The following is a 22,512-nucleotide window of genomic DNA, read 5'->3' as shown; positions in this document are numbered from 1 at the left end:
GATTTTAAAATCAAAGAGGTTTTTGGTATTTAGTCGCTTAACTTAATACCATTGGGAATAAAAGCAATCCTTTTACCTTCCTCTTCTCCTGCCAATGCACGTTATCGATTATGTGATTTAGTTGATATATGGAAGAAAAAATTGACTTTGTAATAACCTTTCTGTATGATTAATCATGTTAATCAAGGAGGACATATATGGAATCAATCGCATTATGGTTTGCAGGAACATTAGGTAAATACATTTCATCTAAGCTTGCAGTATTTATTGTATCTTTAGTTCCTATTCTTGAATGTCGTGGAGGATTAATTGCATCAGCATTATTAAAAGTAGATATTCGTTATGCAGTACCTCTATGTATTCTAGGAAATATCTTACCAATTCCATTTATTTTATTATTTATTAAACGTATATTTAAATGGCTTAAGAAGTTTGACTTCTTCAGACCTTTGATTGAAAAACTAGAAAACCGTGCTATGAATAAGAGTAAGAATATGAGTAATGGTGAATTCTTAGGACTCTTATTATTTGTAGGTATCCCATTACCAGGGACTGGTGCATGGACAGGTTCTTTAGTGGCTGCATTACTTGATATGGACTTCAAGAAGGCTATTACTGCCATCTTCTTAGGTATCCTGCTTGCGACACTTATTGTTGGTTCATTATCATATGGCTTATTAGCTGCATTTTAAAAGAGAGACTAATCATCTCTCTTTTTATATTCCTCTAAGATTTCCTGCATCTTCACTAATCCTCTTTCACAATTAGGATGAAGTAGATCACAGCTTCTTGCACACCCTAAACAGAATTCATTTTCTAATAGTTTCAGTTCTTCTTCTTTCATAATCTTCACCTCAAGTTATTATAGGATTAACGTTCTATGATTGACAAGCAATATGAATTTGGTAGAATAATATTAATTAAAGGGGAGTAGCTCTTACAGAACCGTTCGTCAACACGTTATGTTTACATAACCGGATTGTTTTGGTCATTTATGATCAGCGAGACCTTTAATAAAACGATTGTTTTTATTAAAGGAGGAATACAAATGTATAAAAAAACAATTGAAGAAGTAAAAGAGTCTTTGGATACAAATATTGAAAAGGGTCTCACTTCTTCTGAAGCAAAGAAGAGACAAGGCATATATGGTACAAATGAACTAGAAAAGCCACAGAAAAGGTCTCTTCTTTTACGTTTTCTAGATCAGTTTAAGGATGCAATGATTATTATTTTAATTATTGCGGCAGTAGTTTCTATTATTGTAGAACCAGGTGACTGGATTGATTCTCTTATTATCGTAATAGTTGTTATGATGAATGCGATTCTAGGTGTTGTATTAGAGAGTCATGCAGAAAAGAGTCTTGAATCATTACAGGAATTATCTGCACCACAATCTAAGGTATTAAGAGATGGTGTGAAACAGACAATTGCATCTAAAGAATTAGTGCCTGGTGATATTATTATTCTTGAAACAGGGGATATGATTCCTAGTGATGCACGATTAATTGAAGCTTATAACTTAAAGGTAGATGAATCAGCTTTAACAGGTGAATCTGTTCCTGTAGAAAAGACAACTGATCCTATTAGTCAGGATGTTGTGATTGGGGACCAGACAAATATGGTCTTCTCTTCTACAGTAGTGACTTATGGTCGTGGTGAAGCAATTGTGACATCTACTGGTATGAATAATGAAGTAGGTAAGATTGCTGGCATGTTGAATGCGAGTGAAAAGGAATTAACACCATTACAGGTTAAATTAAATGAAATTGGTAAAACAATTGGATTACTTTGTATTGTGATCTGTGTGATTGTATTTATTCTTGAATCATTGAGTGGTATTAGCTGGTTAGAATCATTTAAGACAGCTGTAGCTTTAGCTGTTGCAGCAGTACCAGAAGGTCTGGCTGCGACTGTAACTATTGTCTTAGCTGTAAGTGTCACTAAGATGGTCAAACAGCATGCTATTATTCGTAAACTACCTGCAGTAGAAACATTAGGTAGTACTTCTATTGTATGTTCTGATAAGACAGGTACATTAACACAAAATAAGATGACTATCTTAAAGACTTACTTAGATGGTGACGAAGTGAAAGATTTAGAAGAAGCAGATTCTAAGACTATTGATATGTTGAATGCATTTACTCTATGTTCTGATGCTTCTATTGATGATGGTAAAGTACTAGGTGATCCTACTGAAGTCGCACTTGTTGAAGCAAGTAAGAAGATGAACTTTGAAAAGAAAGCACTTATGGAAAAGTATCCACGTGTTGGAGAACTAGCTTTTGATTCTGATCGTAAGATGATGAGTGTTATTCTTAAGGATGGAGATCATTATGTGTCTATTACTAAAGGTGGACCTGATGTGATCTTAAGTAGATGTCGTGATGTAGATAGTGAGCAGGCTATGACTGCCAATGATGAAATGGCTCAAGATGCATTGAGAGTATTAGCTGTAGCAATGAAGACATATGATACAATGCCTCCTCATATTACTGTAGAAGAAATAGAAAATGATATGGACTTTATTGGGTTTGTTGGTATGATTGACCCAGCCCGTCCAGAAGCAAAAGAAGCCACTAGAGTTGCTAAACATGCAGGTGTGCGTACGATTATGATCACTGGTGACCATAAGACAACAGCCACTGCTATTGCGAAAGATTTAGGTATTTTAAGTGAGGGACAGGAAGTTATTTCTGGTGAAGAATTATCTCAGATGTCTCAGGAAGAATTAGAAAAGAATGTAGAAAAATATAGTGTTTATGCACGTGTGGCGCCTGAACATAAAGTAAATATCGTTAAAGCATGGAAATCAAAGAATAAGATTGTCGCTATGACAGGTGATGGTGTCAATGATGCCCCTGCATTAAAGACTGCAGACATTGGTTGCGCAATGGGTATTACTGGTACTGATGTTGCGAAGAACGCAGCGACTATGATCTTAACAGATGATAACTTTGCAACTATTATTCAGTCTATTAAACAAGGTCGTGGTATTTTTGATAATATCCAGAAGGATGTTCAGTTCTTATTATCAAGTAATATCGGTGAAGTATTAGCTATCTTCTTAGCTTCTATTATTGCGCTAGTTAATCCTTCTTGGGGATTTGGTGTTCCACTATTACCTATTCATTTATTATGGATTAACTTGATTACAGATGCTTTACCAGCATTTGCGATTGGCTTAGAACCAGTTGAAGATGATATCATGGACAGAAAACCAAGAGAAAAGGATGAAGGTTTCTTTGCGAATGGTTTAATGGTGAAAGTGATCTGGCAGGGTGTTATGGTAGGTTTACTTACTTTACTCTCATACTCAATCGGTCAATATTTCAGTACACATGAATATGCGATGACTATGGCCTTTATCACTATGTCAGGTGCTGAATTATGTCATTCATTTAACGTCAAGAGTCATCATTCAGTATTTAATAAACAGGTATTTAATAATAAATATTTATGGGGTGCAACAGCTTTAGGTCTTGTATTACAGTTAGTAATTATCTTTACACCTCTTTCTCATTTATTTAGTTTAGTACCTCTTGATTCATCTCATTTTGCGATTGCGGCATTACTTGCATTCTCAGTTATTCCAATCGTAGAAATCTCTAAACGTTTCGATAAACGTTAACACCTGCGGATGCAGGTGTTTTTTTCTTATAATATCTATTGCATTTAAAGAAGAGGTGTAGTATTATTTAGTTAGTAAAGGCTAACCCCTTTACTGAACACAACATATCCTTTCATATTCTCAGTTCCTTATACAGAGGAATAAAAAAATCACAGGACGGCACACACCTGTGATTTTTTTATTTAGATCTTATCTTTGAAATAAGCCTTTAATGCTTCAAAAGTTTCTGGTGAAATATAATGTTCGATACGACATGCATCCTGTGAAGCAGTTGATTCGCTAACACCAATATGAATTAAGATATCTCTTAATTCAGTATGTCTTTCAAATATCATATTCGCAATCTTAGCACCAGCGTCTGTTAATGTAATGGCACCATCTTCATCCATGTTGATGAGTTCCTTCTCTTTTAATCTTTTCATCTGTTGTGAAATAGTAGGTTTAGAGAAATTCATTTCATGGGCGATATCAATGGAACGCACATGTCCTTTCTTCTTTTGAATAACTAATATAGTTTCTAAGTACATTTCTGTAGATTCACTCATCTTATTCACCTCATTTACATCATTATAGCATAAAAATTCAAATAATGAAAAAGTTAGGCTTTACTAATATTTTTGTTGACATATAAAAACAGTAAGGCTATACTAACAATGAAGTTAGAAAAGGCTAATTAGGTTAATCTAATCATCTGAGGAGGCGGATTATATGCCAATTAGTATGGCAAATCCTGGAGATACAGTCATTATTAGGCGTATTACAGGAACTGATAAAGTAAAGAATCATCTAGCAGAACTTGGTTTTGTAGTAGATGGGGAAGTGACTATTATCAGTAAAGTAGATAACGGAATTATTTGTAATGTGAAAGGCAGTAGGATTGCGCTTTCTGAACAGATGGCCAATCGCATATTGTTTTAAGGGAGGAATATCATGAACTTAAAAGATGTAAAAGTAGGCGAAACAGTAACTATTAAAAAAGTTACTGGTACAGGACCGGTAAAAAGAAGAATTATGGATATGGGTTTAACTAAAGGACAGAGCGTTTATGTAAGAAAAGTAGCACCTTTAGGAGATCCAGTAGAAATCACAGTACGTGGTTATGAGTTATCATTGCGTAAAGCAGATGCGCAGATGATTGAAGTGGAGGATTAGGTATGAAGATAGCGTTAGCGGGTAACCCTAACTCTGGTAAAACAACATTATTCAATGCACTGACAGGGAGTACTCAGTATGTTGGTAACTGGCCAGGGGTTACAGTTGAAAAGAAAGATGGGAAACTAAAAGGTCATAAGGATGTGACTATCCAGGATTTACCTGGTATTTATTCATTATCTCCTTATACATTAGAAGAAGTTGTTACAAGAAGATATTTAATTAATGAAACACCTGATGCAATCATTAATATTATTGATGGGACTAACTTAGAAAGAAACTTATACTTAACTACTCAGTTAGCTGAATTAGGTATTCCAATGGTTTTAGCTGTTAATATGTATGATATCATCGAAAAGAAAGGTGATAAGATTGACTTAGAACAGTTAGGTCAGTTAATTGGCTGTAAAGCAGTGACTTTATCAGCATTAAAAGATAAAGGAACTCAGGAAGTGGCTGAAGAAGCCATCAAGCTTGCACATAACCATAAAGTATCAGAACATCCTCATGTATTTGTTGGTTCTGTAGAACATGCTTTAGCACATATTGAAGAATCTATTGAGGATAAAGTAGATGCATCAAAGTTAAGATGGTTTGCAGTAAAGGTATTTGAAAGAGATGAGAAGGTATTGGCTGAACTTAAATTAGATCAGGCAGTATTAAACGAAATTGAAGGTCATATTGCAGATTGTGAAAAAGAAATGGATGATGATGCAGAATCTATTATCACAAACCAGAGATATACTTATATTAAGAGTTCTATTAATAAGGTTCTTACTAAGAAGAATCCACATCAGACATTATCTACATCAGATCAGATTGATAAGATTGTGACTAACAGATTCTTAGCTTTACCAATCTTTGTGTTAATTATGTGGTTTATGTATTACATCTCAGTGTCTACCGTAGGTGATTGGATGACTGGATGGATGAATGATGTATTATTTGATGAAATCATTCCACCTATGGTCACTCAATTCCTTACATCAATTGGATGTGCAGAGGTATTAATTAAATTAATCGTTGATGGAATTATCGCTGGTGTTGGTACAGTATTAGGTTTCGTGCCACAGATGGCACTTATCTTCTTATTCTTGGCTATTCTTGAAGATTCAGGATATATGGCAAGAATTGCCTTCATTATGGATAGACTATTACGTAAATTCGGTTTATCTGGTAAATCATTCATCCCTATCTTAATTGGTACAGGATGTGGTGTTCCAGCTGTTATGGGTACACGTACTATTGAAAATGAAGCAGATAGAAGAATGACTATTATGTTATGTACATTTATTCCTTGTGGTGCGAAGACTGTTATTATTGGTATGATTAGTTCAGCTTTCTTCCCAGGTAACACTTGGATTGCACCAACTATGTATTTCTTAAGTATTCTAGTTATTATCTTATCTGGTATCGCATTAAAGAAGACTCGTTTCTTTGCAGGTGATCCTGCACCATTCGTGATGGAATTACCAGCATATCATATTCCTACTATCAAGGGTGTATTTATCCATGTTTGGGAACGTGCAAAAGCATTCATGATTAAAGCAGGTACTATTATCTTTAGTATTTGTATTGTAGTTTGGTTATTATCTACATTTAACTTCTCATTCCAGATGGTTGAAATTGAAAAGTCTATGTTAGCCTCTATTGGTCATGTATTTGCAGCATTATTCGCACCAGTAGGTATTGAAAACTGGAAGGGTTCAGTAGCTGTTATATCAGCTCTTGCAGCTAAGGAACAGGCTATTTCCACTATCTCTATCTTAAATCATATGGGTGATGCAGATTCAGGTGCAAAAGCTGTTCAGGCTATGGTGAATACGTTCTCTGCAATGGGTGGTTTCTCATTTATGATCTTGAACTTATTCGATCCACCATGCTTTGCCGCTATTGGTGCAATCATGAGAGAAATGGGTTCTAAGTTCTGGGGATGGTTTGCAGTATTATACCAGATGGTATTAGGTTATGTATTAGCTATGATCACTTATCAGTTAGGTTCATGGTTATTCTATGGTGCAACATTTGGATTAGGTCAGATTCTATCAATCGTATGTATTCTAGTAATGATCTACTTCATTGTAAGACCAGCACCAAAACCAGAATTAAAGACACAGAAGGCTTAATCAATTATGGGTAACATCATAGTTGCGGCTATTGTTGTTGTGTTGCTCATTATAGGTGTTCTTCGCTACAAGAAGACATTACAGTCAGGATGTTGTGGTGAACACGATCAAATAAAGAAAATAGGTACGGGGGATAAGGATAAAAATCTTTATCCCTATCGTACTACTTTACATATTGATGATATGTTCTGCAAGAACTGTGCAGCAACAATAGAAAACGCATTTAATCAACATAAAGAATATCTTGCATCAGTAAACATGAATAAGAAAGAAATCACTATTCGTTCTATGAATCAACCTGATCTAGAAACATATAAACAGATGATCATCAAACTTGGTTTTACACCAAGATAATTGTATAATAGAAGCGAGGAGGAGATATTATGGGTACAATTTTAGTAAGTATTTTATTAGTTATCTGGGTTTGTCTTGTCCTTAGAACTATATATAAGAATAGGAAAAAAGGCATAGGTGTATGTGGACATAATTGTAATACATGTGGCACAAATGATTTATGTCATGCTGATCTCTATAAAATGTATCGTGAAGAGATGCGTAAAGAAGGACACGCTTAGTGTTCTTCTTTTTTTAGTTTGAGCATATTTATTGAATTATATCTCAAAAGGACTATAGTATAAGTAGTAATAATTACTATATATCAAAGGAGGAATCTAATATGAAATGGGTATGTAAAGTATGTGGATATGTGTATGAAGGTGATGAATTACCTGAAGATTATGTATGTCCATTATGTGGTGTAGGACCAGAAGAATTTGAAAAAGTAGAAGAATAATATTATCATTCTTCACAGTAAAAGAGGCTGTAACGTTTAAGGTTATCTATTCGTTACAGCCTTTTTTCTTAGTATTAATTTAAAAGAGTTCTTTTGCTCTCATACGCTTCAATTCAGCATGCGTACTTTTTTTATGTCTGCAATAGAAGTAAATACCTAGCATCACAAAGTTTCCAACATTGATAGACACAACAGTATATACAATGCTTGTTGTTGTAAGAGAGTGGTCTCTTAATGCGGTAGATGTTTTGTCTGAAGAACTTTCTACCACTTTACCTGTTTCTGTTATCACAGATTGAGTCGTTTCAATTTTATTATGGGTTGGAATGAATCCAAATGCGAATATGAGTGAACTCGCAAAAATAACGATTGGGATAATCAAACCAAGTAACCTATTATCCTTTTTTGATAAAAATATTTGTAGTCTTATAATTGCGATTAAAATAATCACACCAATAATAGTTCTAACCATTTTTTGATTTCTCCTTTATTTTCTTATACTCTGTAATTAAATTCTTAGCAACGTCAAATTCTATATCTTCATCAATGACATATCTTTTGATCAACTCTACAAATTCATCATTATCTTCTTTATCTTCAGATAATTTGATCTTATCAATCAATTTATTCAATCTGACTCTTACTGTTGGATAAGTAACACCATATAACTTAGCAACTTCTTTTAAAGAACCTGAAGCGAGTAAAAATCTTTTGATAAAAATCATATCTTCATCATCTAAATTTTTCATCCACATAGGGACAGTATCCATATTTATCACCTCTTTTTGTAATATAACATATCTATATTTTAAATAAAAGATAAATATTTTAATAATATTAAAGAATATGTTTAATAAAATTAAAAACACTCCTAGTTTTTTAATTTATATGGAAGTGTTGTGTATTTTAATCAGGATTGATTTTTTTAGTTCTACGATATGATATAGTAGTGTGGAATGGAGAGGTGAATATGAAGAAAATATTAATTTTATTAGTGACAATGATGTTATGTGCCTGCTCACCTGCAGAACCTATGTCACTTAAAGACAGTTATGGACAGTACAAACAGGAAGAAATCGTATATGCGAATAAGAAGGATTATATAAAGAAGAAGGACGCTTATAATGCGTATCTTGTTTATGAAATCAATAAAGATGCATGTACATTTGAAAGTGATTTAAAGTATCAGAATATCCAATATAAGAAGGTTGAACTATCAAAAGATGAGAAAGAAAAAGTTCCTGAAGCACTCATCAAATACAACCTTTATGAAGGTGAAAAACAGTTAGGTATTGCAGTTTACTTAGGTGAAGAAACTGTTTATATTTCTAGCTATGATCAATATGATGGCAGTCCTGTATATATTGCGAAAATGAAAAAAATCACAAATAAGAGTTAAAATTTACGAAAAACAGAAAATAAATAATTTTGTTTATATTTAAAGAAAAATTATTGACAAAGTAATAAAGTGATTGTATTATAGACCCAAGTTAAATAAACAAATCGATGAACGAGAAGAGTATCTTACAATCACCTACAGCGAGATGACATAGAGTGGAAGGTCATCAGGAAGATATAAGAGAAACGCACTCGGGAGAGTCTGTTGGAATTGAGTATAACAGAACGTGAATCTGCGTTAATGAAGAGGTGGTTTGTATGATACAAGCAACTAGAGTGGTACCGCGTTTATATACGTCTCTGGATTAATCCAGAGGCGTTTTTTGTTTATTAAAGGGGTGTTTGATATGAAGGAACGACGATATAGTTAAGTAGTGGGGCATTAAAATAAAACATCAAACATTTAAAGGAGAAGAAAATTATGGAAAAGAAAACATTTAAGAAAGTTGTATTAGCTTATAGTGGAGGATTAGATACTTCAATTATTATTTCTTGGTTAAAGGAAAATTATGGCTGTGAAGTTATTGCGGTTGCTGCTGATGTGGGACAGGGTGCTGGAGAACTTGATGGTCTTGATGAAAAGGCTGCAAAGACAGGTGCTTCTAAATATATTTGTGTAGATTGTAAACCTGAATTCGTTAAGGATTTCTGTTTTGAAGCAGTTAAAGCTAATGCATTATATGAAGGTAAATATATGTTAGGTACTTCTCTTGCAAGACCAATTATTGCGAAGAAGTTAGTAGATATCGCTTTAGAAGAAGGTGCAGATGCAATCTGTCATGGATGTACTGGTAAAGGTAATGACCAGGTAAGATTTGAATTAGCTATTAAAGCATTCGCACCAGATATGCCTATTATCGCTCCTTGGAGAGAATGGGATATTAAATCAAGAGAAGAAGAAATCGAATATGCGGAAGCAAGAAAGATTCCTCTAAAGATTAACAGAGAAACAAACTACTCTAAAGATAAGAACTTATGGCATTTATCTCATGAAGGTTTAGATCTTGAAGATCCAGCTAATGAACCTAAGTATGATGAAATCCTAGAAATGGGTGTTTCACCAGAAAAGGCACCAGATGTTCCAACATATATCACTTTAACTTTTGAAAAGGGTGTTGCTGTTGCCTTAAATGGTGAAAAACTTGAACCAGTAGAAATGTTAGCTAAGTTAAATGAAATTGGTGGTGCGAATGGCGTTGGTATCGCAGATATGGTTGAAAACAGACTTGTTGGTATGAAATCAAGAGGTGTATATGAAACACCAGGTGGAACTATTTTATATGCAGCACATCAGAACCTAGAAGAAATTACTGTAGATAAAGAAACACAGCACTTCAAACAGCAGTTAAGCTTAAAGCTTGCAGATAATATCTATAATGGTCAGTGGTATACACCTCTTACTGAAGCATTACTTGCATTTGTAGATAAGACTCAGGAAAACGTGAATGGTGACGTTAAACTTAAACTATATAAGGGTAATATTGTAGGGGCTGGTGTAACATCTCCAGATACATTACATGACTTACAGACAGCATCATTTGATGAAGATGATGATTATGATCAGTATGATGCTAAAGGATTCATCACATTATATGGTTTACCAATTAAGGTAAAAGCTAAGTTAGATCAGAAGAAAAAGAAATAGGAGTTTAAGTTATGGTATTGTGGAAAGGTAGATTTTCTAAAGAATTAAATCATGAAGTCAATGCATTCAATTCATCTCTTTCATTTGATCATCGTATGTATAAGCAGGATATTAGAGGATCTCTTGCTCATGCAAAGATGTTATGTAAGCAGCATATTATTGAAGAGAAAGATTATGAAGAGATTGTAGAAGGTTTAAATGCAATTTTAAAAGAGATTGAAGAGGGTACACTCCTCTTTGATCCTGAAGCTGAAGATATTCATATGTTTGTGGAAAGTGAACTCACAAAACGTTATCCAGTGGCTGGTAAAAAACTACATACAGGACGTTCTAGAAATGATCAGGTTGCATTAGATCTTCGTTTATATGCACATGATGAAATTCTAGAAATCAAGAAGATGTTAGTGAACCTGATTCATACATTAACAGATTTAGCTGAACATAACCTTGATACAATCATGCCAGGATATACACACTTACAAAGAGCACAGCCTATTACTTTTGCACATCATTTAATGGCTTATGCATCAATGTTTTTAAGAGATATTGATCGTTTAGAAGATGTTGATAAGAGACTTTATGTATCACCTCTAGGAAGTGGTGCACTTGCAACAACAACTTATCCATTAGATAGACCATTTGTGGCAGAAGAATTAGGTATGTATGATATTATGTATAACTCTTTGGATGGTGTGAGTGATCGTGATTATGCGATTGAGTTATCAAGTGCCTTAGCCACAATCATGATGCATTTATCAAGATTTTCAGAAGAAGTGATCTTATGGTGTTCATGGGAATTCAAATTCATTGATCTTGATGATGCGTATGCAACAGGTTCTTCTATTATGCCTCAGAAGAAGAATCCAGATATTGCTGAATTAGTAAGAGGTAAGAGTGCAAGAGTCATTGGTGATGTGAATACATTACTTACAATGATGAAGGGACTCCCTCTTGCTTACAATAAAGACATGCAGGAAGATAAAGAAGCTTTATTTGATGCAATTGATGAAGTAAAGCTTTGTCTTCCCGTCTTTACAGATATGATGGCAACTATTACTGTACATAAAGATAAGATGAGAGATGCTGCCGCAAGAGGATTTATTAATGCGACTGATTGTGCAGATTATTTGACTAAGAAAGGTATGCCATTTAGAGATGCGTATAAGATTACTGGGGAACTTGTAAGATACTGTATTGAACATGGAGAAACATTAGAAACACTTCCTCTAGATATTTATACAGGTTATACAGATATGTTTGGTGAAGATGTTTATCAGGCTATTTCATTAGAAACATGTCTTAACAACAGAGCTGTTGTTGGTGGACCTTCTCCTACTATTGAGATGGAGAATATTCATAGAATCAATCAGAAAGTGAGTGGATATTGTGATTAAAGCAGGTATTATTGGTGCAAGTGGTTATGCAGGATGTGAATTACTCAGAATCTTGTTGATGCATCCTGAAGCAGAAGTAACAGCTATTTCTTCACATAGCTATACTGGTAAAAAGATTTATGATCTTTATCCTAACTTCTATCAGGTATGTGATTTAGAGTTTATTGAAGATACAGAAGTCATTGAGAAAGCAGATATTATTTTTGCCTCACTTCCTCATGGCTTATCTGAAAAGTATGCTAAGACATGTGTAGAAAAGGGTAAGAAGTTTATTGATTTAGGGGCTGACTTCAGACTTGATAAGGAAGAAGATTATCAGAAATGGTATGGTTTAGATTATAACTTACCAGAACTTCATAAGAATCAGGTCTATGGTTTACCTGAAGTCAATAGAGATAAGATCAAGGATGCTACTATTATTGGAAATCCTGGTTGTTATCCTACAACTATTACTTTAGGCCTCTATCCTTTATTAAAGAATAAGCTCAATGTATCACAGAAGATTATTATTGATTCAGCATCAGGTACAACGGGTGCTGGTAAGAACTTAAGTGATGGTATGCATTTCCCAAGATGTAATGAATCGTTCCATCCTTATAAAGTAGGTGTACATAGACATACACCAGAAATTGAACAGGAATTAAGTAAGATGAATGATAAAGATATACATATCACATTTGTACCTCATTTACTTCCTGTAGACCGTGGTATTGTTTCTACTATTTATGTTCCTGTAGAAAAGTCTTTAGAAGAAATCTATGAAACATATGTAGAAGCATATAAGGATGAACAGTTTGTGAGAGTATTACCTCTTGGGCAGGTCGCAGACTTAAAGTTTGTAAAGGCATCTAACTATTGTGATATTTCATTACATATGGATGAACGTGATTATACATTAATTGTAGTATCTACAATTGATAATATGGTGAAAGGTTCTGCTGGTCAGGCAGTACAGAATATGAATATTATGTATGGACTCGATGAGAATACAGGTTTAAATCTTGTCGCTCCATCATTCTAAGGAGGAAATCATGAAAGATATACTTGGTGGTGTTTGTGCACCAATTGGATTTAGCGCAAATGGTATTCATGCAGGAATGAGAAAGAATAAATCTAAGAAGGATTTATCTCTTATTGTGAGTGAAGAGTTATGTACAGCAGCTGCAACATATACACAAAATAAAGTAAAAGGTGCGCCTTTGACAGTCACAAAGCAGCATTTAAAGAATGGTCGTGCAAGAGCTATTATCTGTAACTCAGGTAATGCGAATACATGTAATGCGAATGGTATTGAGCTTGCGAATGAAGTATGTGCTTTAGCTGCAAAAGAATTAGGTTTAAAGGAAGATGATATTATTGTCGCTTCTACTGGTGTTATTGGTCAGCCTATGTCCATTGATCCTTTTAAAGATCATATGAAGGAACTTGTAAAAGGATTAAATGTAGATGGGTCTCATGATGCATGTTATGGAATCATGACAACTGATACACAGCCTAAAGAATATGCGGTAGAGTTTAAATTAGGGAATGCTAAATGTCATATTGGAGCTATCGCAAAGGGTTCTGGTATGATTCATCCTAACATGGCTACAATGCTTGCCTTTGTGACAAGTGATGTTGCGATTTCTAAAGAATGTTTAGAAGCAATGGTACATGAAGTTGTAGATGATACATTTAATATGGTCAGTGTTGATGGGGATACATCTACTAATGATATGTTATGTGTATTATCAAATGGTATGGCACAGAATAATAAGATTGTCTTGAAGGATCAGTCTTATAATATTATGAAGGATGCGTTATATCATATCTGTGAACAATTATCTCGTGGTATTGCGAAAGATGGTGAAGGAGCAACTAAACTTCTTACATGTAATGTCAAGAATGCGAAGACATTACAGGATGCCAAGATCGTCGCAAAGAGTGTAATCACTTCTACTTTATTTAAAGCAGCGATGTTTGGTAGAGATGCGAATTGGGGTCGTATCTTATGTGCTATTGGTTATTCTGAAGCTGATTTAGACATCAACAAAGTATCCGTGACATTGGCTTCATCTGCAGGAGATATTCATGTTTGTGAGAAGGGCATGGGTGTTATCTTTGATGAAGAGAAAGCATTAAAGGTCTTATCTGAAGATGAGATTGATATCAATATTGATTTAAATGATGGTATGTGGGATGCAACAGCATGGGGCTGTGATCTAACTTATGATTATGTAAAGATTAATGGGGAATATAGAACATAATGGAAGAAAGAGAAATATATCGTGCAAAAATCTTATCTGAAGCTGTTCCTTATCTACAGGAATACAATGGTAAGACAGTAGTAGTTAAATATGGTGGAAATGCGATGATCAATGAAGAATTGATGAACAATGTCATTTCTGATATATGTCTAATGACTTTAGTTGGTATTAATGTGGTATTGGTTCATGGTGGGGGCCCTGAAATTAATAAGGCATTAAAACGTTCTGGTATAGAATCAAAATTCATTGATGGGTTACGTTATACTGATGAAGAAACTATTGATATTGTCCAGGAAGTATTAGCCGGTAAAGTCAATAAAAATCTTGTTAAGCTGATTATGAATGGAGGAGGCCGTGCAGTAGGTCTTTGTGGTATTGATAATAAGTTATTAGAGGCTAAAAAGATTAAAGACGAATTAGGTTATGTAGGTACTGTCACAAATGTGAACAATGAAATCATTAAGGATACAATCAAAAGTGGATATATTCCTGTTATTGCATCTATCGCAATGGATGATGAAGGTAATAGCTATAATGTGAATGCAGATTATGCAGCAGCAGCTATTGCGGATAGTCTAGAAGCAGAAAACTTGATTGTAGTTAGTGATATTCCTGGTTTATTAAGAGATCCTCATGATGAAAAGACATTGATTCCAGAGGTATCTATCCAGGATGTAGAAAACTTAAAAGCAGAAGGTATTATTGCGGGAGGTATGATTCCTAAAGTGGATTGTATTACTCATGCATTAAAAGGCAATATGTCAAAAGCAGTCATTATTGATGGTCGTATTCCACATTCTATTCTTATTGAAATATTATCTAAGGATGGTAGTGGTACGCTCTTCACAAGATAACAGAGTTATATCTGTTATCTTTTTTTTACCTCTAAAATAGTATATTATTAAAGATAAGGAAGGGTGAAATGATGAAAAGATTATTATGCTTATTATTATGTAGTATATTGTTTGTGGCATGTGGTACTACGAAAGAGACAAAAAAGAAAGATACGGCAGTAGTAGAGAAACAAAAGAAAAAGGAAGAGGAAGCTAAGAAATTAGAAGAACAAAAGAAAAAGGAAGAAGAAGCTAAGAAACTAGAAGAACAGAAAAAACTAGAAGAACAGAAAAAACTAGAGGAACAGAAGAAATTAGAGGAACAAAAAAAAGCTGAGGAAGCTAAAAGACAGGAAGAAGTAAAAAGACAACAGGCACCTGTTGTGACAAATAATAATGTGGTAGCTATTGATGCAGGACATCAGGCGAGAGGTAATTCACAATTAGAACCTATTGGTCCTGGTGCTTCAACACAAAAGGCTAAGGTCGCAGGAGGGGCAACAGGTACTGCCACACGTATTCCTGAATACCAGACAACTCTTAACGTGAGTTTGAAACTAAGAGATGTATTACAGTCTAGAGGGTATAAGGTTGTTATGATCCGTACAACCAATGATGTAAATATTTCTAATAGAGAAAGAGCTGAAATGGCTAATAATGCAGGTGCTGGTGCTTTTATTAGATTACATTGTGATGGTATTGGTAATAGCGGTGTGACTGGTGCAAGTGTACAGGAACCAGCTAATGGAAATCCTTATATGAGTGCAGGTAATGTGTCTGCTTCACAATCTTTAGGAAGAACAGTACTTAATCATTATTGTAGTACAACAGGTATTAGAAATAGAGGAATGGCTGCGCGTAATGATTTAAGTGGAATCAACTGGTGTAAGACACCTGTCTGCTTACTTGAGATGGGATTCATTTCTAATGGTGATGAAGATAGAAAACTCAACAACAGTGATTTCCAGCAGAAAATTGCGGAAGGTATTGCGAATGGTATTGATGCGTATTTTGGTCGATAATAATTGCATTTGTGCCTATTAACTGTTTATAATGGTTTTTGATAAGGTTATCCTTAGAGGATAACCTTGAATTTTAGAGTATATTCCTATGTATTTAGTAGGAACTAGAGGTGAAATAATGGATAACATAAAAGCGATAGAACGTAGTATTATTACAAACTTTAGAAAACCTTTATGGCGTAGATTTATTAAAGGAATTCAGGATTATGAACTCATTGAACCAGGTGATAAGATTGCAGTATGTATTTCAGGTGGTAAAGATTCAATGCTTCTTGCGAAGCTATTACAGGAATTACAGAGACATGGTAAGTTTCATTTTGATTTAGAGTTCATTTGTATGGATCCAGGTTATAATCCTGCCAATAGAAAACTGATTGAAGAGAATGCGGAAAAGCTAGGTATTCCTATTCAATTCTATGAGTCAGATATATTCAATGTCGTACATGGGATAGAAAAGAATCCATGTTATTTATGTGCAAGAATGCGTAGAGGGTTCTTATATCATAGAGCACAGGAATTAGGATGTAATAAGATTGCGTTAGGCCATCATTATTCTGATGTAATAGAAACAATATTAATGGGTATGATGTATGGGGCTCAGATCCAGACTATGATGCCAAAACTTCATAGTAAGAACTTTAAAGGTATGGAATTAATTCGTCCTATGTATTTGATTCATGAAGAAGATATTATTGCCTGGGCTGAGAAGTTTAATTTAAAGTTCTTACAGTGTGCATGTCGTTTTACAGAAGAATCTGAAGCACGTGGAGAAATTGAACATACATCTAAACGTGCAGAAACAAAGAATTTGATTAAAGAATTAAGAAAGATTAATCCTAAAGTAGAACAGAATATTTTTAAGAGTGTAGAGAATGTCAATCTTAAAACAATTATTGCCTATACTGACTGGGATGAATCAAAGAAGAGTTTCTTAGATTTCTATAAGGAGCAGGACTAATGGATGATCAGTTTACAAGATTAAGATGGGTAGCAGGTAATGAGTCTATTGATATCATGAAGACTAAACATGTTGCAGTATTTGGCTGTGGTGGTGTTGGAGGCTATGTCATTGAAGGACTGGTTCGCTCTGGTATAGGAACAATTGATGTATTTGATCATGATACAGTGGATATCACAAATCTCAATAGACAGATCATTGCCTTGCATTCTACAGTAGGTAAGAAAAAAGTAGATATCATTAAAGAACGTATGTTAGATATTAATCCAAATTCAAATATAAATACGTTTGATACATTTTATTTACCAGAGAATGCTGATACAATAGATTTATCTCAATATGATTATGTAATTGATGCAATTGATACAGTAACTGCAAAGATAGAATTGATTAAGAGATGTACAGAATTGAATGTACCTATTATTTCTTCTATGGGTACAGGAAATAAACTTGATCCTTCTCACTTACAGATTACTGATATATATAAGACAAAGATTGATCCTCTTGCGAAAGTAATGAGAAGAGAATTAAAAGCAAGAAGAATTAAGAAGTGTTTAGTTGCTTATTCAGATGAGATTCCTGCAAAGACAGGACAGAGAACACCAGGTAGTAGTGTATTTGTGCCAGCGAGTGCAGGATTAATGATTGCAGGATATGTGTTTCAATCATTGATAGGAGGATAGCAGTATGGCTAAAGTTGCAGTTTTAATGGCAGATGGTTTTGAAGAAGTAGAAGCCTTAGGTGTAGTAGATATCTTAAGACGTGCAGAAGTGGATGTAGACACTGTTTCTATTAAAGAGGAACAGGTTGTCATTTCTTCTAGAAACATTCCTGTACGTGCCGATAAGACACTTACAGACATGGATTATTATGATATGATTGTGATTCCTGGAGGAGCAGGGGCATGGACCTTAAGAGATGATGATCGTATTATTTCACTCATTAAGAAATATGATCATGAAGAAAGATATATTGCCGCTATATGTGCAGGACCTATGGCTTTAGGTAAAGCAGGTGTAATCACTAATAAGAAAGTCACTTCTTATCCAGGAGAAGAAATAGAAAGTTATTTAAAAGCAGGTAAATATGTTGAAGAAGAAGTGGTTGTAGATGGTCATATTATTACAAGTAGAGGACCAGCTACAGCATTTGCGTTTGCCTATAAGCTTTTAGATGTATTAGGTATTGATTCATCAAGCCTTAAACATGGAATGTTATATGATTTATACAGATAGCCTTTGTGCTATCTTTTTTTATGCAAAAAAAACGATCCCGAAGGATCGTAGTATTTAATATGGTGACCGGTACGGGATTCGAACCCGTGAATGCATGCGTGAAAGGCATGTGAGTTAACCGTTTCTCCAACCGGCCACTGGCGCTTGAAGAGGGATTTGAACCCCCGACCGATCGGTTAACAGCCGATTGCTCTACCGCTGAGCTATTCAAGCACTTCAGAATGCTTGTTTATATTACCATGCAGATACACCTTTTGCAACCCTTTTTTTAAAAAAAATGCATTTTTTTGTATTTTTTTATTCTGTTTAGCTGTTTTGAGACAAAAAAATAAGATTTTGCTAGGCAAAATCTTATTCGTATACGCCACCATGACCCCATTTTTCAAATTCAGATATAGTAACATACTGATTAGAAGCTGGAATCTTAGTGATTTTTACTAATGCTTTAGTAAGTTCAGATACAAACTGTTCCTTTTGTTCATCTGTATAATGACCTTTTAAGTATAATGTGATCATCATACAGTTTGCTTCCTGGCCTTTAAAATAAATAAGCTGATTATCTTCAATATGAATCATGAATGTATCTACTGATTCACCAGGAAACATTGTAATTAACTTTCCTACAGTAGTTTTTAATTCAACTTCCTGAGAAAGAGTCAATGTCTTGTTTGTACGTAATGCTAAATATGGCATATTTCATTCTCCTTTACAATTCATGTTATACATTATTATACTACTATTTTAAGAGTTTTACTATATTTATGACTTTTATATCAAATTATGATTTAAACAGTAGTGATACACACCATCTTCTGATACAGATAAACATATATCATCCGCAATAGCTTTCACATTATCAGTCGCATTGCCCATTGCGACTCCTGTACCCACTGCTTCCAACATTTCAATATCATTTGTACCATCACCAAACGCAATGGCTTCACTAGGACTAAAATGATAATACTCTAATACCTTATGTATTCCATTTCCTTTTCCACCGCCTGCTGGAATAATATCTACTGCCCTATTCCACCATGCTGTAATTTGTGCACCTTCTACATCTTTCATTAATGCATCATATTCATTCTCATATCCACCACACATGATCTGATAAATATCTTCATTCACAAAAGCATCAAAGTCTTCTGCAACATTTACCTTCTGTTTAGAGAATGCATAATAGTCATCTAAATCCTTGTCTGTTCCATTGGCTTTACTGTCTTTTTTACTAGCGAGTGAAACAGGTCTATTAATAGAGGAAGCATTCTCTATAATTCTTAATACATCCTCATGTGGAATCGGATGACTATACAAAACATGTCCTTCCTTATCAAAACAATATGATCCATTGAAAGAAAGTATGGCATCAAATGTTACTCCTTCAAAAATAGGCACACTTAAAGGATGTCTTCCTGTCGCAATACATATCTTTATATTATTAGCTTGTAATCTCTGTAATGTTTCTATAGTAATATCAGAAACACTGCGTGTTTCCATATTGCTTAAAGTTCCATCAATATCAAAAAATGCGATTTTAATCATATCAAATCCTCCATAAATTCATTCTAACACAAAAAGAGAGACTTACCCTCTCTTAGTCTAACTGTTGGCAGAATTCTTTTAGAACCTTATATGATTCTTCTAATGCTTTCTTTTCATCTTTCTTCATATTGATTTCTACGATTTCCTTAGCACCTGTTTTATCAATAATAGTAGGAACACTTAAGAAGATATCATTCATACCATATTGACCATCTAAATGTACAGATACTGGATAAATTCTATTTTCATTAAAGAGAATAGATTTCACAATTGCAGTAGTCGCTGCTGCGATACCATAACATGTATTACCTTTACGGTTAAAGATCTGCCATCCATCTTCAATAACGGCATGTCTTAATGTTTCCTTAGTGGCATCCTTAGTACGTTCAGCATTATCCTTTAATACATCTTCTACACTCTTACCACCAATTGTAGCACTAGACCATGTAACCATTTCTGAATCTCCATGTTCACCACATACATAAGCTGATACACTCTTTGCATCTAAATGATACATATCAGCTAAACGACAAGATAATCTTGCACTGTCAAGAGTTGTACCACTACCAATTACCTGGTTCTTTGGTAAACCTGATTCCTTCCAAGTAATATAACTCATAATATCTACTGGATTAGATACAACTATAAAGATACCATTAAATCCAGATGCCATTGTAGAATCTACAATAGACTTAATAATCTTGATACTTGGGGCAAGCATCTGTAAACGGTCATGAGAATCTTTAGGCATTGGTGCTGATGCTGTAATAATGACTACATCTGCATCCTTACAATCAGAATAATCCCCTGCTTTTACTTTAATATTTCTATTCATGAAGTAAACTGACTGCTGCATATCTAATGCTTCACCATATGCTTTTTCTTTATTAATATCAATTAATACAATCTCTTCACAAAGTCCCTGATTAATAATTGAGTAGGCAGTTGTAGCACCTACATTACCTAAACCGATAATAACTACTTTAGAATCCTTAAAACTCATATTAGTTTTTCCTCCTTGATTCGTTAATATTGTAGCACAACTCTCTTATCAAATGTATAATAATGACTAAGAGAGGTTATTTATGAAAACTAAAGTACTATTAAAAAAAGGTGAAGGCCGTACTATTAATGCAGGCGGTTTATGGATTTATGACAATGAAATAAAAGAAATACATGGACATTTCAAGAATGGAGATATTGTGGATGTTTATGCACATAATGACTATCCATTAGGAAGAGGTTATATCAATCAGAGTTCTAAGATTAGAATACGTTTAATGACTAGAAATATTAATCAGGAGATTGACTCTAATTTCTTACGTATGAGATTACAGAATGCCTGGGATTATCGTAAGAAGACAGTAGATACATCTAGTTGTCGTATTGTGTTTGGAGATGCTGATTTCTTGCCAGGTCTTGTAATAGATAAGTTTGAGGATGTACTTGTTGTACAGTCTCTCGCATTAGGTATTGATGCCTTTAAGGAAGAGATTGTAGAACTTATGAAGGATATTCTACTACAGGATGGCATTATTATTAGAGGTGTATATGAACGTAGTGATGCCAAGGAACGTACTAAGGAAGGTATGGAAAGAGTTAAAGGTTTTATTGGTGAACCTTTTGATCCTCATATTGATATTGTAGAAAATGGTGTTAAGTATCATATAGATGTCGCAGAAGGACAGAAGACTGGTTTCTTCCTTGACCAGAAATATAATAGACTTGCGATACAGAAGTTATGTAAAGATGCAAAGGTATTAGATTGTTTTACTTATATTGGTACTTTTGCATTGAATGCTGGTATTGCAGGTGCTCAAAGTGTTTTAGGTGTGGATGCATCTCAGTTTGCGGTAGATCTCGCAAATGAGAATTCTAAGTTCAATGGTTTAGAAGATACTGTTAAGTTTGAGTGTCATGATGTATTTGATTTCTTACCAGAATTAGAGGCTCAGGGAGAATTATTTGATATGGTTATATTAGATCCCCCTGCCTTCACAAAGTCTCGTGCATCTATTAAGAATGCGATTAAAGGCTATCGTGAGATTAATATGAGAGGTATGAAACTAGTGAAAGATGGTAGATATCTGGCTACATGTTCATGTTCTCATTTTATGGACTATGATACATTTACTAAAACTATTGGACAGGCTGCAAAATTAGTACATAAGAGATTAAGACAGGTAGAATTTAGAACACAGGCTGCAGATCATCCTATTTTGTGGAATGGTGATGAGAATAGCTATTACTTAAAGTTCTATATCTTCCAAGTTGTAGATGAGAAGTAAGCGGCTGAAAGTGGCGGAAATGCTTCATTTACAATGTCTGGAAGGTGTTTGGAGAGTAGCTTGCAAACCTCGTAAAGTATCGCAAAATATCGTATCACAGTGGTATGAAGTGGTAATAAAAATGGTAAGTGTGAGTGGTAACTATGAAATGATAATGATACCGAGAAGATTATATGTACGCTCTTCATCATACGGGAATTTGTAGTATAGATGTAGCGTTTTGTGGTATACTATAGAAGAACAAATACCTT

At 34.2% G+C, this 22,512-nt stretch carries 26 protein-coding genes, 2 tRNA genes and 1 other annotated feature; of the genes, 19 read left to right on the top strand and 9 right to left on the bottom strand.

Going from position 1 to position 22,512, the window contains the following annotated elements; translation table 11 throughout:
• Positions 1 to 197 precede the first annotated feature (197 nt).
• Entirely contained in the window at positions 198 to 692 is a 495-nt protein-coding gene (locus tag QZQ55_RS05840) for a small multi-drug export protein (RefSeq protein ID WP_117458708.1), read from the top strand.
• 8 nt (positions 693 to 700) lie between these two features.
• Here QZQ55_RS05840 and QZQ55_RS05835 read toward each other — a convergent pair whose 3' ends face one another.
• A complete protein-coding gene (locus QZQ55_RS05835) occupies positions 701 to 844 on the bottom strand; it encodes a hypothetical protein (protein WP_158546305.1) in 144 nt (47 codons plus the stop codon).
• Between the two features lie 204 nt (positions 845 to 1,048).
• Between QZQ55_RS05835 and QZQ55_RS05830 the strand changes: the two genes are divergently transcribed.
• Complete coding sequence (locus QZQ55_RS05830) at positions 1,049 to 3,628, top strand: cation-translocating P-type ATPase (protein ID WP_295091044.1); 2,580 nt, start codon at positions 1,049 to 1,051, stop codon at positions 3,626 to 3,628.
• 182 nt (positions 3,629 to 3,810) lie between these two features.
• Here the strand turns inward: QZQ55_RS05830 and QZQ55_RS05825 are convergent, their stop codons facing one another.
• On the bottom strand, positions 3,811 to 4,173 hold the full coding sequence (locus QZQ55_RS05825) for a metal-dependent transcriptional regulator (protein WP_217747695.1): 363 nt from the start codon (positions 4,171 to 4,173) through the stop codon (positions 3,811 to 3,813).
• Between the two features lie 163 nt (positions 4,174 to 4,336).
• Between QZQ55_RS05825 and QZQ55_RS05820 the strand changes: the two genes are divergently transcribed.
• The 6 genes from QZQ55_RS05820 to QZQ55_RS05795 all read left to right on the top strand — a co-directional run bounded on the left by QZQ55_RS05820 (position 4,337) and on the right by QZQ55_RS05795 (position 7,699).
• A complete protein-coding gene (locus QZQ55_RS05820; RefSeq protein WP_006505528.1) occupies positions 4,337 to 4,546 on the top strand; it encodes a FeoA family protein in 210 nt (69 codons plus the stop codon).
• A 12-nt stretch (positions 4,547 to 4,558) separates the two neighbouring features.
• Positions 4,559 to 4,780, top strand: coding sequence for a ferrous iron transport protein A (locus QZQ55_RS05815; RefSeq protein ID WP_117458706.1), 222 nt, complete (start codon positions 4,559 to 4,561; stop codon positions 4,778 to 4,780).
• A 2-nt stretch (positions 4,781 to 4,782) separates the two neighbouring features.
• Entirely contained in the window at positions 4,783 to 6,906 is a 2,124-nt protein-coding gene (gene feoB, locus QZQ55_RS05810) for a ferrous iron transport protein B (protein WP_295091041.1), read from the top strand.
• A gap of 6 nt (positions 6,907 to 6,912) precedes the next feature.
• Entirely contained in the window at positions 6,913 to 7,260 is a 348-nt protein-coding gene (locus QZQ55_RS05805; protein ID WP_295091038.1) for a heavy-metal-associated domain-containing protein, read from the top strand.
• A 29-nt stretch (positions 7,261 to 7,289) separates the two neighbouring features.
• Positions 7,290 to 7,481, top strand: coding sequence for a FeoB-associated Cys-rich membrane protein (locus tag QZQ55_RS05800; protein WP_295091035.1), 192 nt, complete (start codon positions 7,290 to 7,292; stop codon positions 7,479 to 7,481).
• Positions 7,482 to 7,582: 101 nt separating this feature from the next.
• On the top strand, positions 7,583 to 7,699 hold the full coding sequence (locus QZQ55_RS05795; RefSeq protein ID WP_022425517.1) for a rubredoxin-like domain-containing protein: 117 nt from the start codon (positions 7,583 to 7,585) through the stop codon (positions 7,697 to 7,699).
• Between the two features lie 79 nt (positions 7,700 to 7,778).
• Here the strand turns inward: QZQ55_RS05795 and QZQ55_RS05790 are convergent, their stop codons facing one another.
• Positions 7,779 to 8,171: a hypothetical protein gene (locus tag QZQ55_RS05790; protein ID WP_295091033.1), complete on the bottom strand. Its 393-nt coding sequence runs from the start codon at positions 8,169 to 8,171 to the stop codon at positions 7,779 to 7,781.
• Positions 8,164 to 8,448, bottom strand: coding sequence for a DUF2089 family protein (locus QZQ55_RS05785; RefSeq protein ID WP_295091031.1), 285 nt, complete (start codon positions 8,446 to 8,448; stop codon positions 8,164 to 8,166). The genes QZQ55_RS05790 and QZQ55_RS05785 overlap by 8 nt, the downstream gene beginning before the upstream one ends.
• Positions 8,449 to 8,669: 221 nt before the next feature.
• Between QZQ55_RS05785 and QZQ55_RS05780 the strand changes: the two genes are divergently transcribed.
• The 10 genes from QZQ55_RS05780 (at position 8,670) to QZQ55_RS05735 (ending at position 18,431) form a co-directional block, all read left to right on the top strand.
• On the top strand, positions 8,670 to 9,098 hold the full coding sequence (locus QZQ55_RS05780; RefSeq protein ID WP_295091028.1) for a hypothetical protein: 429 nt from the start codon (positions 8,670 to 8,672) through the stop codon (positions 9,096 to 9,098).
• 98 nt (positions 9,099 to 9,196) lie between these two features.
• Positions 9,197 to 9,402 (top strand) — a binding site (T-box leader).
• A gap of 116 nt (positions 9,403 to 9,518) precedes the next feature.
• On the top strand, positions 9,519 to 10,742 hold the full coding sequence (locus QZQ55_RS05775; RefSeq protein WP_295091025.1) for an argininosuccinate synthase: 1,224 nt from the start codon (positions 9,519 to 9,521) through the stop codon (positions 10,740 to 10,742).
• A gap of 11 nt (positions 10,743 to 10,753) precedes the next feature.
• Complete coding sequence (gene argH, locus QZQ55_RS05770) at positions 10,754 to 12,136, top strand: argininosuccinate lyase (RefSeq protein ID WP_295091022.1); 1,383 nt, start codon at positions 10,754 to 10,756, stop codon at positions 12,134 to 12,136.
• Positions 12,120 to 13,157 carry an N-acetyl-gamma-glutamyl-phosphate reductase gene (gene argC / locus QZQ55_RS05765; RefSeq protein ID WP_295091020.1) on the top strand — a complete coding sequence of 346 codons (1,038 nt, stop codon included), beginning with the start codon at positions 12,120 to 12,122 and terminating at the stop codon, positions 13,155 to 13,157. The genes argH and argC overlap by 17 nt, the downstream gene beginning before the upstream one ends.
• Positions 13,158 to 13,167: 10 nt before the next feature.
• Positions 13,168 to 14,382: a bifunctional glutamate N-acetyltransferase/amino-acid acetyltransferase ArgJ gene (gene argJ / locus QZQ55_RS05760; RefSeq protein WP_295091017.1), complete on the top strand. Its 1,215-nt coding sequence runs from the start codon at positions 13,168 to 13,170 to the stop codon at positions 14,380 to 14,382.
• Positions 14,382 to 15,236: an acetylglutamate kinase gene (gene argB / locus QZQ55_RS05755; protein ID WP_295091013.1), complete on the top strand. Its 855-nt coding sequence runs from the start codon at positions 14,382 to 14,384 to the stop codon at positions 15,234 to 15,236. Before argJ ends, argB begins: the two co-directional genes overlap by 1 nt.
• A gap of 71 nt (positions 15,237 to 15,307) precedes the next feature.
• The gene (locus tag QZQ55_RS05750) at positions 15,308 to 16,237 is read left to right on the top strand and encodes an N-acetylmuramoyl-L-alanine amidase (protein WP_295091009.1); all 930 of its coding nucleotides are present in this window, start codon (positions 15,308 to 15,310) and stop codon (positions 16,235 to 16,237) included.
• 118 nt (positions 16,238 to 16,355) lie between these two features.
• A complete protein-coding gene (locus QZQ55_RS05745) occupies positions 16,356 to 17,195 on the top strand; it encodes an ATP-binding protein (RefSeq protein ID WP_295091006.1) in 840 nt (279 codons plus the stop codon).
• Positions 17,195 to 17,878: a tRNA threonylcarbamoyladenosine dehydratase gene (locus QZQ55_RS05740; RefSeq protein WP_295091003.1), complete on the top strand. Its 684-nt coding sequence runs from the start codon at positions 17,195 to 17,197 to the stop codon at positions 17,876 to 17,878. The genes QZQ55_RS05745 and QZQ55_RS05740 overlap by 1 nt, the downstream gene beginning before the upstream one ends.
• Positions 17,879 to 17,882: 4 nt before the next feature.
• Entirely contained in the window at positions 17,883 to 18,431 is a 549-nt protein-coding gene (locus QZQ55_RS05735; RefSeq protein WP_006506239.1) for a DJ-1 family glyoxalase III, read from the top strand.
• 60 nt (positions 18,432 to 18,491) lie between these two features.
• On the opposite strand, the gene QZQ55_RS05730 is transcribed toward QZQ55_RS05735, so the two are convergent.
• From QZQ55_RS05730 to QZQ55_RS05710, 5 genes are all read right to left on the bottom strand, one after another.
• Positions 18,492 to 18,567: transfer RNA gene (locus tag QZQ55_RS05730), tRNA-Glu, on the bottom strand.
• Positions 18,568 to 18,569: 2 nt separating this feature from the next.
• Positions 18,570 to 18,644: transfer RNA gene (locus tag QZQ55_RS05725), tRNA-Asn, on the bottom strand.
• A gap of 138 nt (positions 18,645 to 18,782) precedes the next feature.
• On the bottom strand, positions 18,783 to 19,124 hold the full coding sequence (locus tag QZQ55_RS05720; RefSeq protein ID WP_295091000.1) for a tautomerase family protein: 342 nt from the start codon (positions 19,122 to 19,124) through the stop codon (positions 18,783 to 18,785).
• Between the two features lie 75 nt (positions 19,125 to 19,199).
• A complete protein-coding gene (locus tag QZQ55_RS05715) occupies positions 19,200 to 19,973 on the bottom strand; it encodes an HAD family hydrolase (RefSeq protein ID WP_295090997.1) in 774 nt (257 codons plus the stop codon).
• Between the two features lie 52 nt (positions 19,974 to 20,025).
• The gene (locus tag QZQ55_RS05710) at positions 20,026 to 20,976 is read right to left on the bottom strand and encodes an L-lactate dehydrogenase (RefSeq protein ID WP_295090994.1); all 951 of its coding nucleotides are present in this window, start codon (positions 20,974 to 20,976) and stop codon (positions 20,026 to 20,028) included.
• Between the two features lie 82 nt (positions 20,977 to 21,058).
• Here QZQ55_RS05710 and QZQ55_RS05705 point away from each other — a divergent pair, with 82 nt between their 5' ends.
• Complete coding sequence (locus QZQ55_RS05705; RefSeq protein ID WP_295090991.1) at positions 21,059 to 22,261, top strand: class I SAM-dependent rRNA methyltransferase; 1,203 nt, start codon at positions 21,059 to 21,061, stop codon at positions 22,259 to 22,261.
• Positions 22,262 to 22,512 lie beyond the last annotated feature (251 nt).

It is taken from the genome of uncultured Catenibacterium sp., from assembly GCF_900540665.1.
Lineage (GTDB): Bacteria > Bacillota_I > Bacilli_A > Erysipelotrichales > Coprobacillaceae > Catenibacterium.
This window is presented reverse-complemented; position numbering and strand designations above follow the sequence as displayed.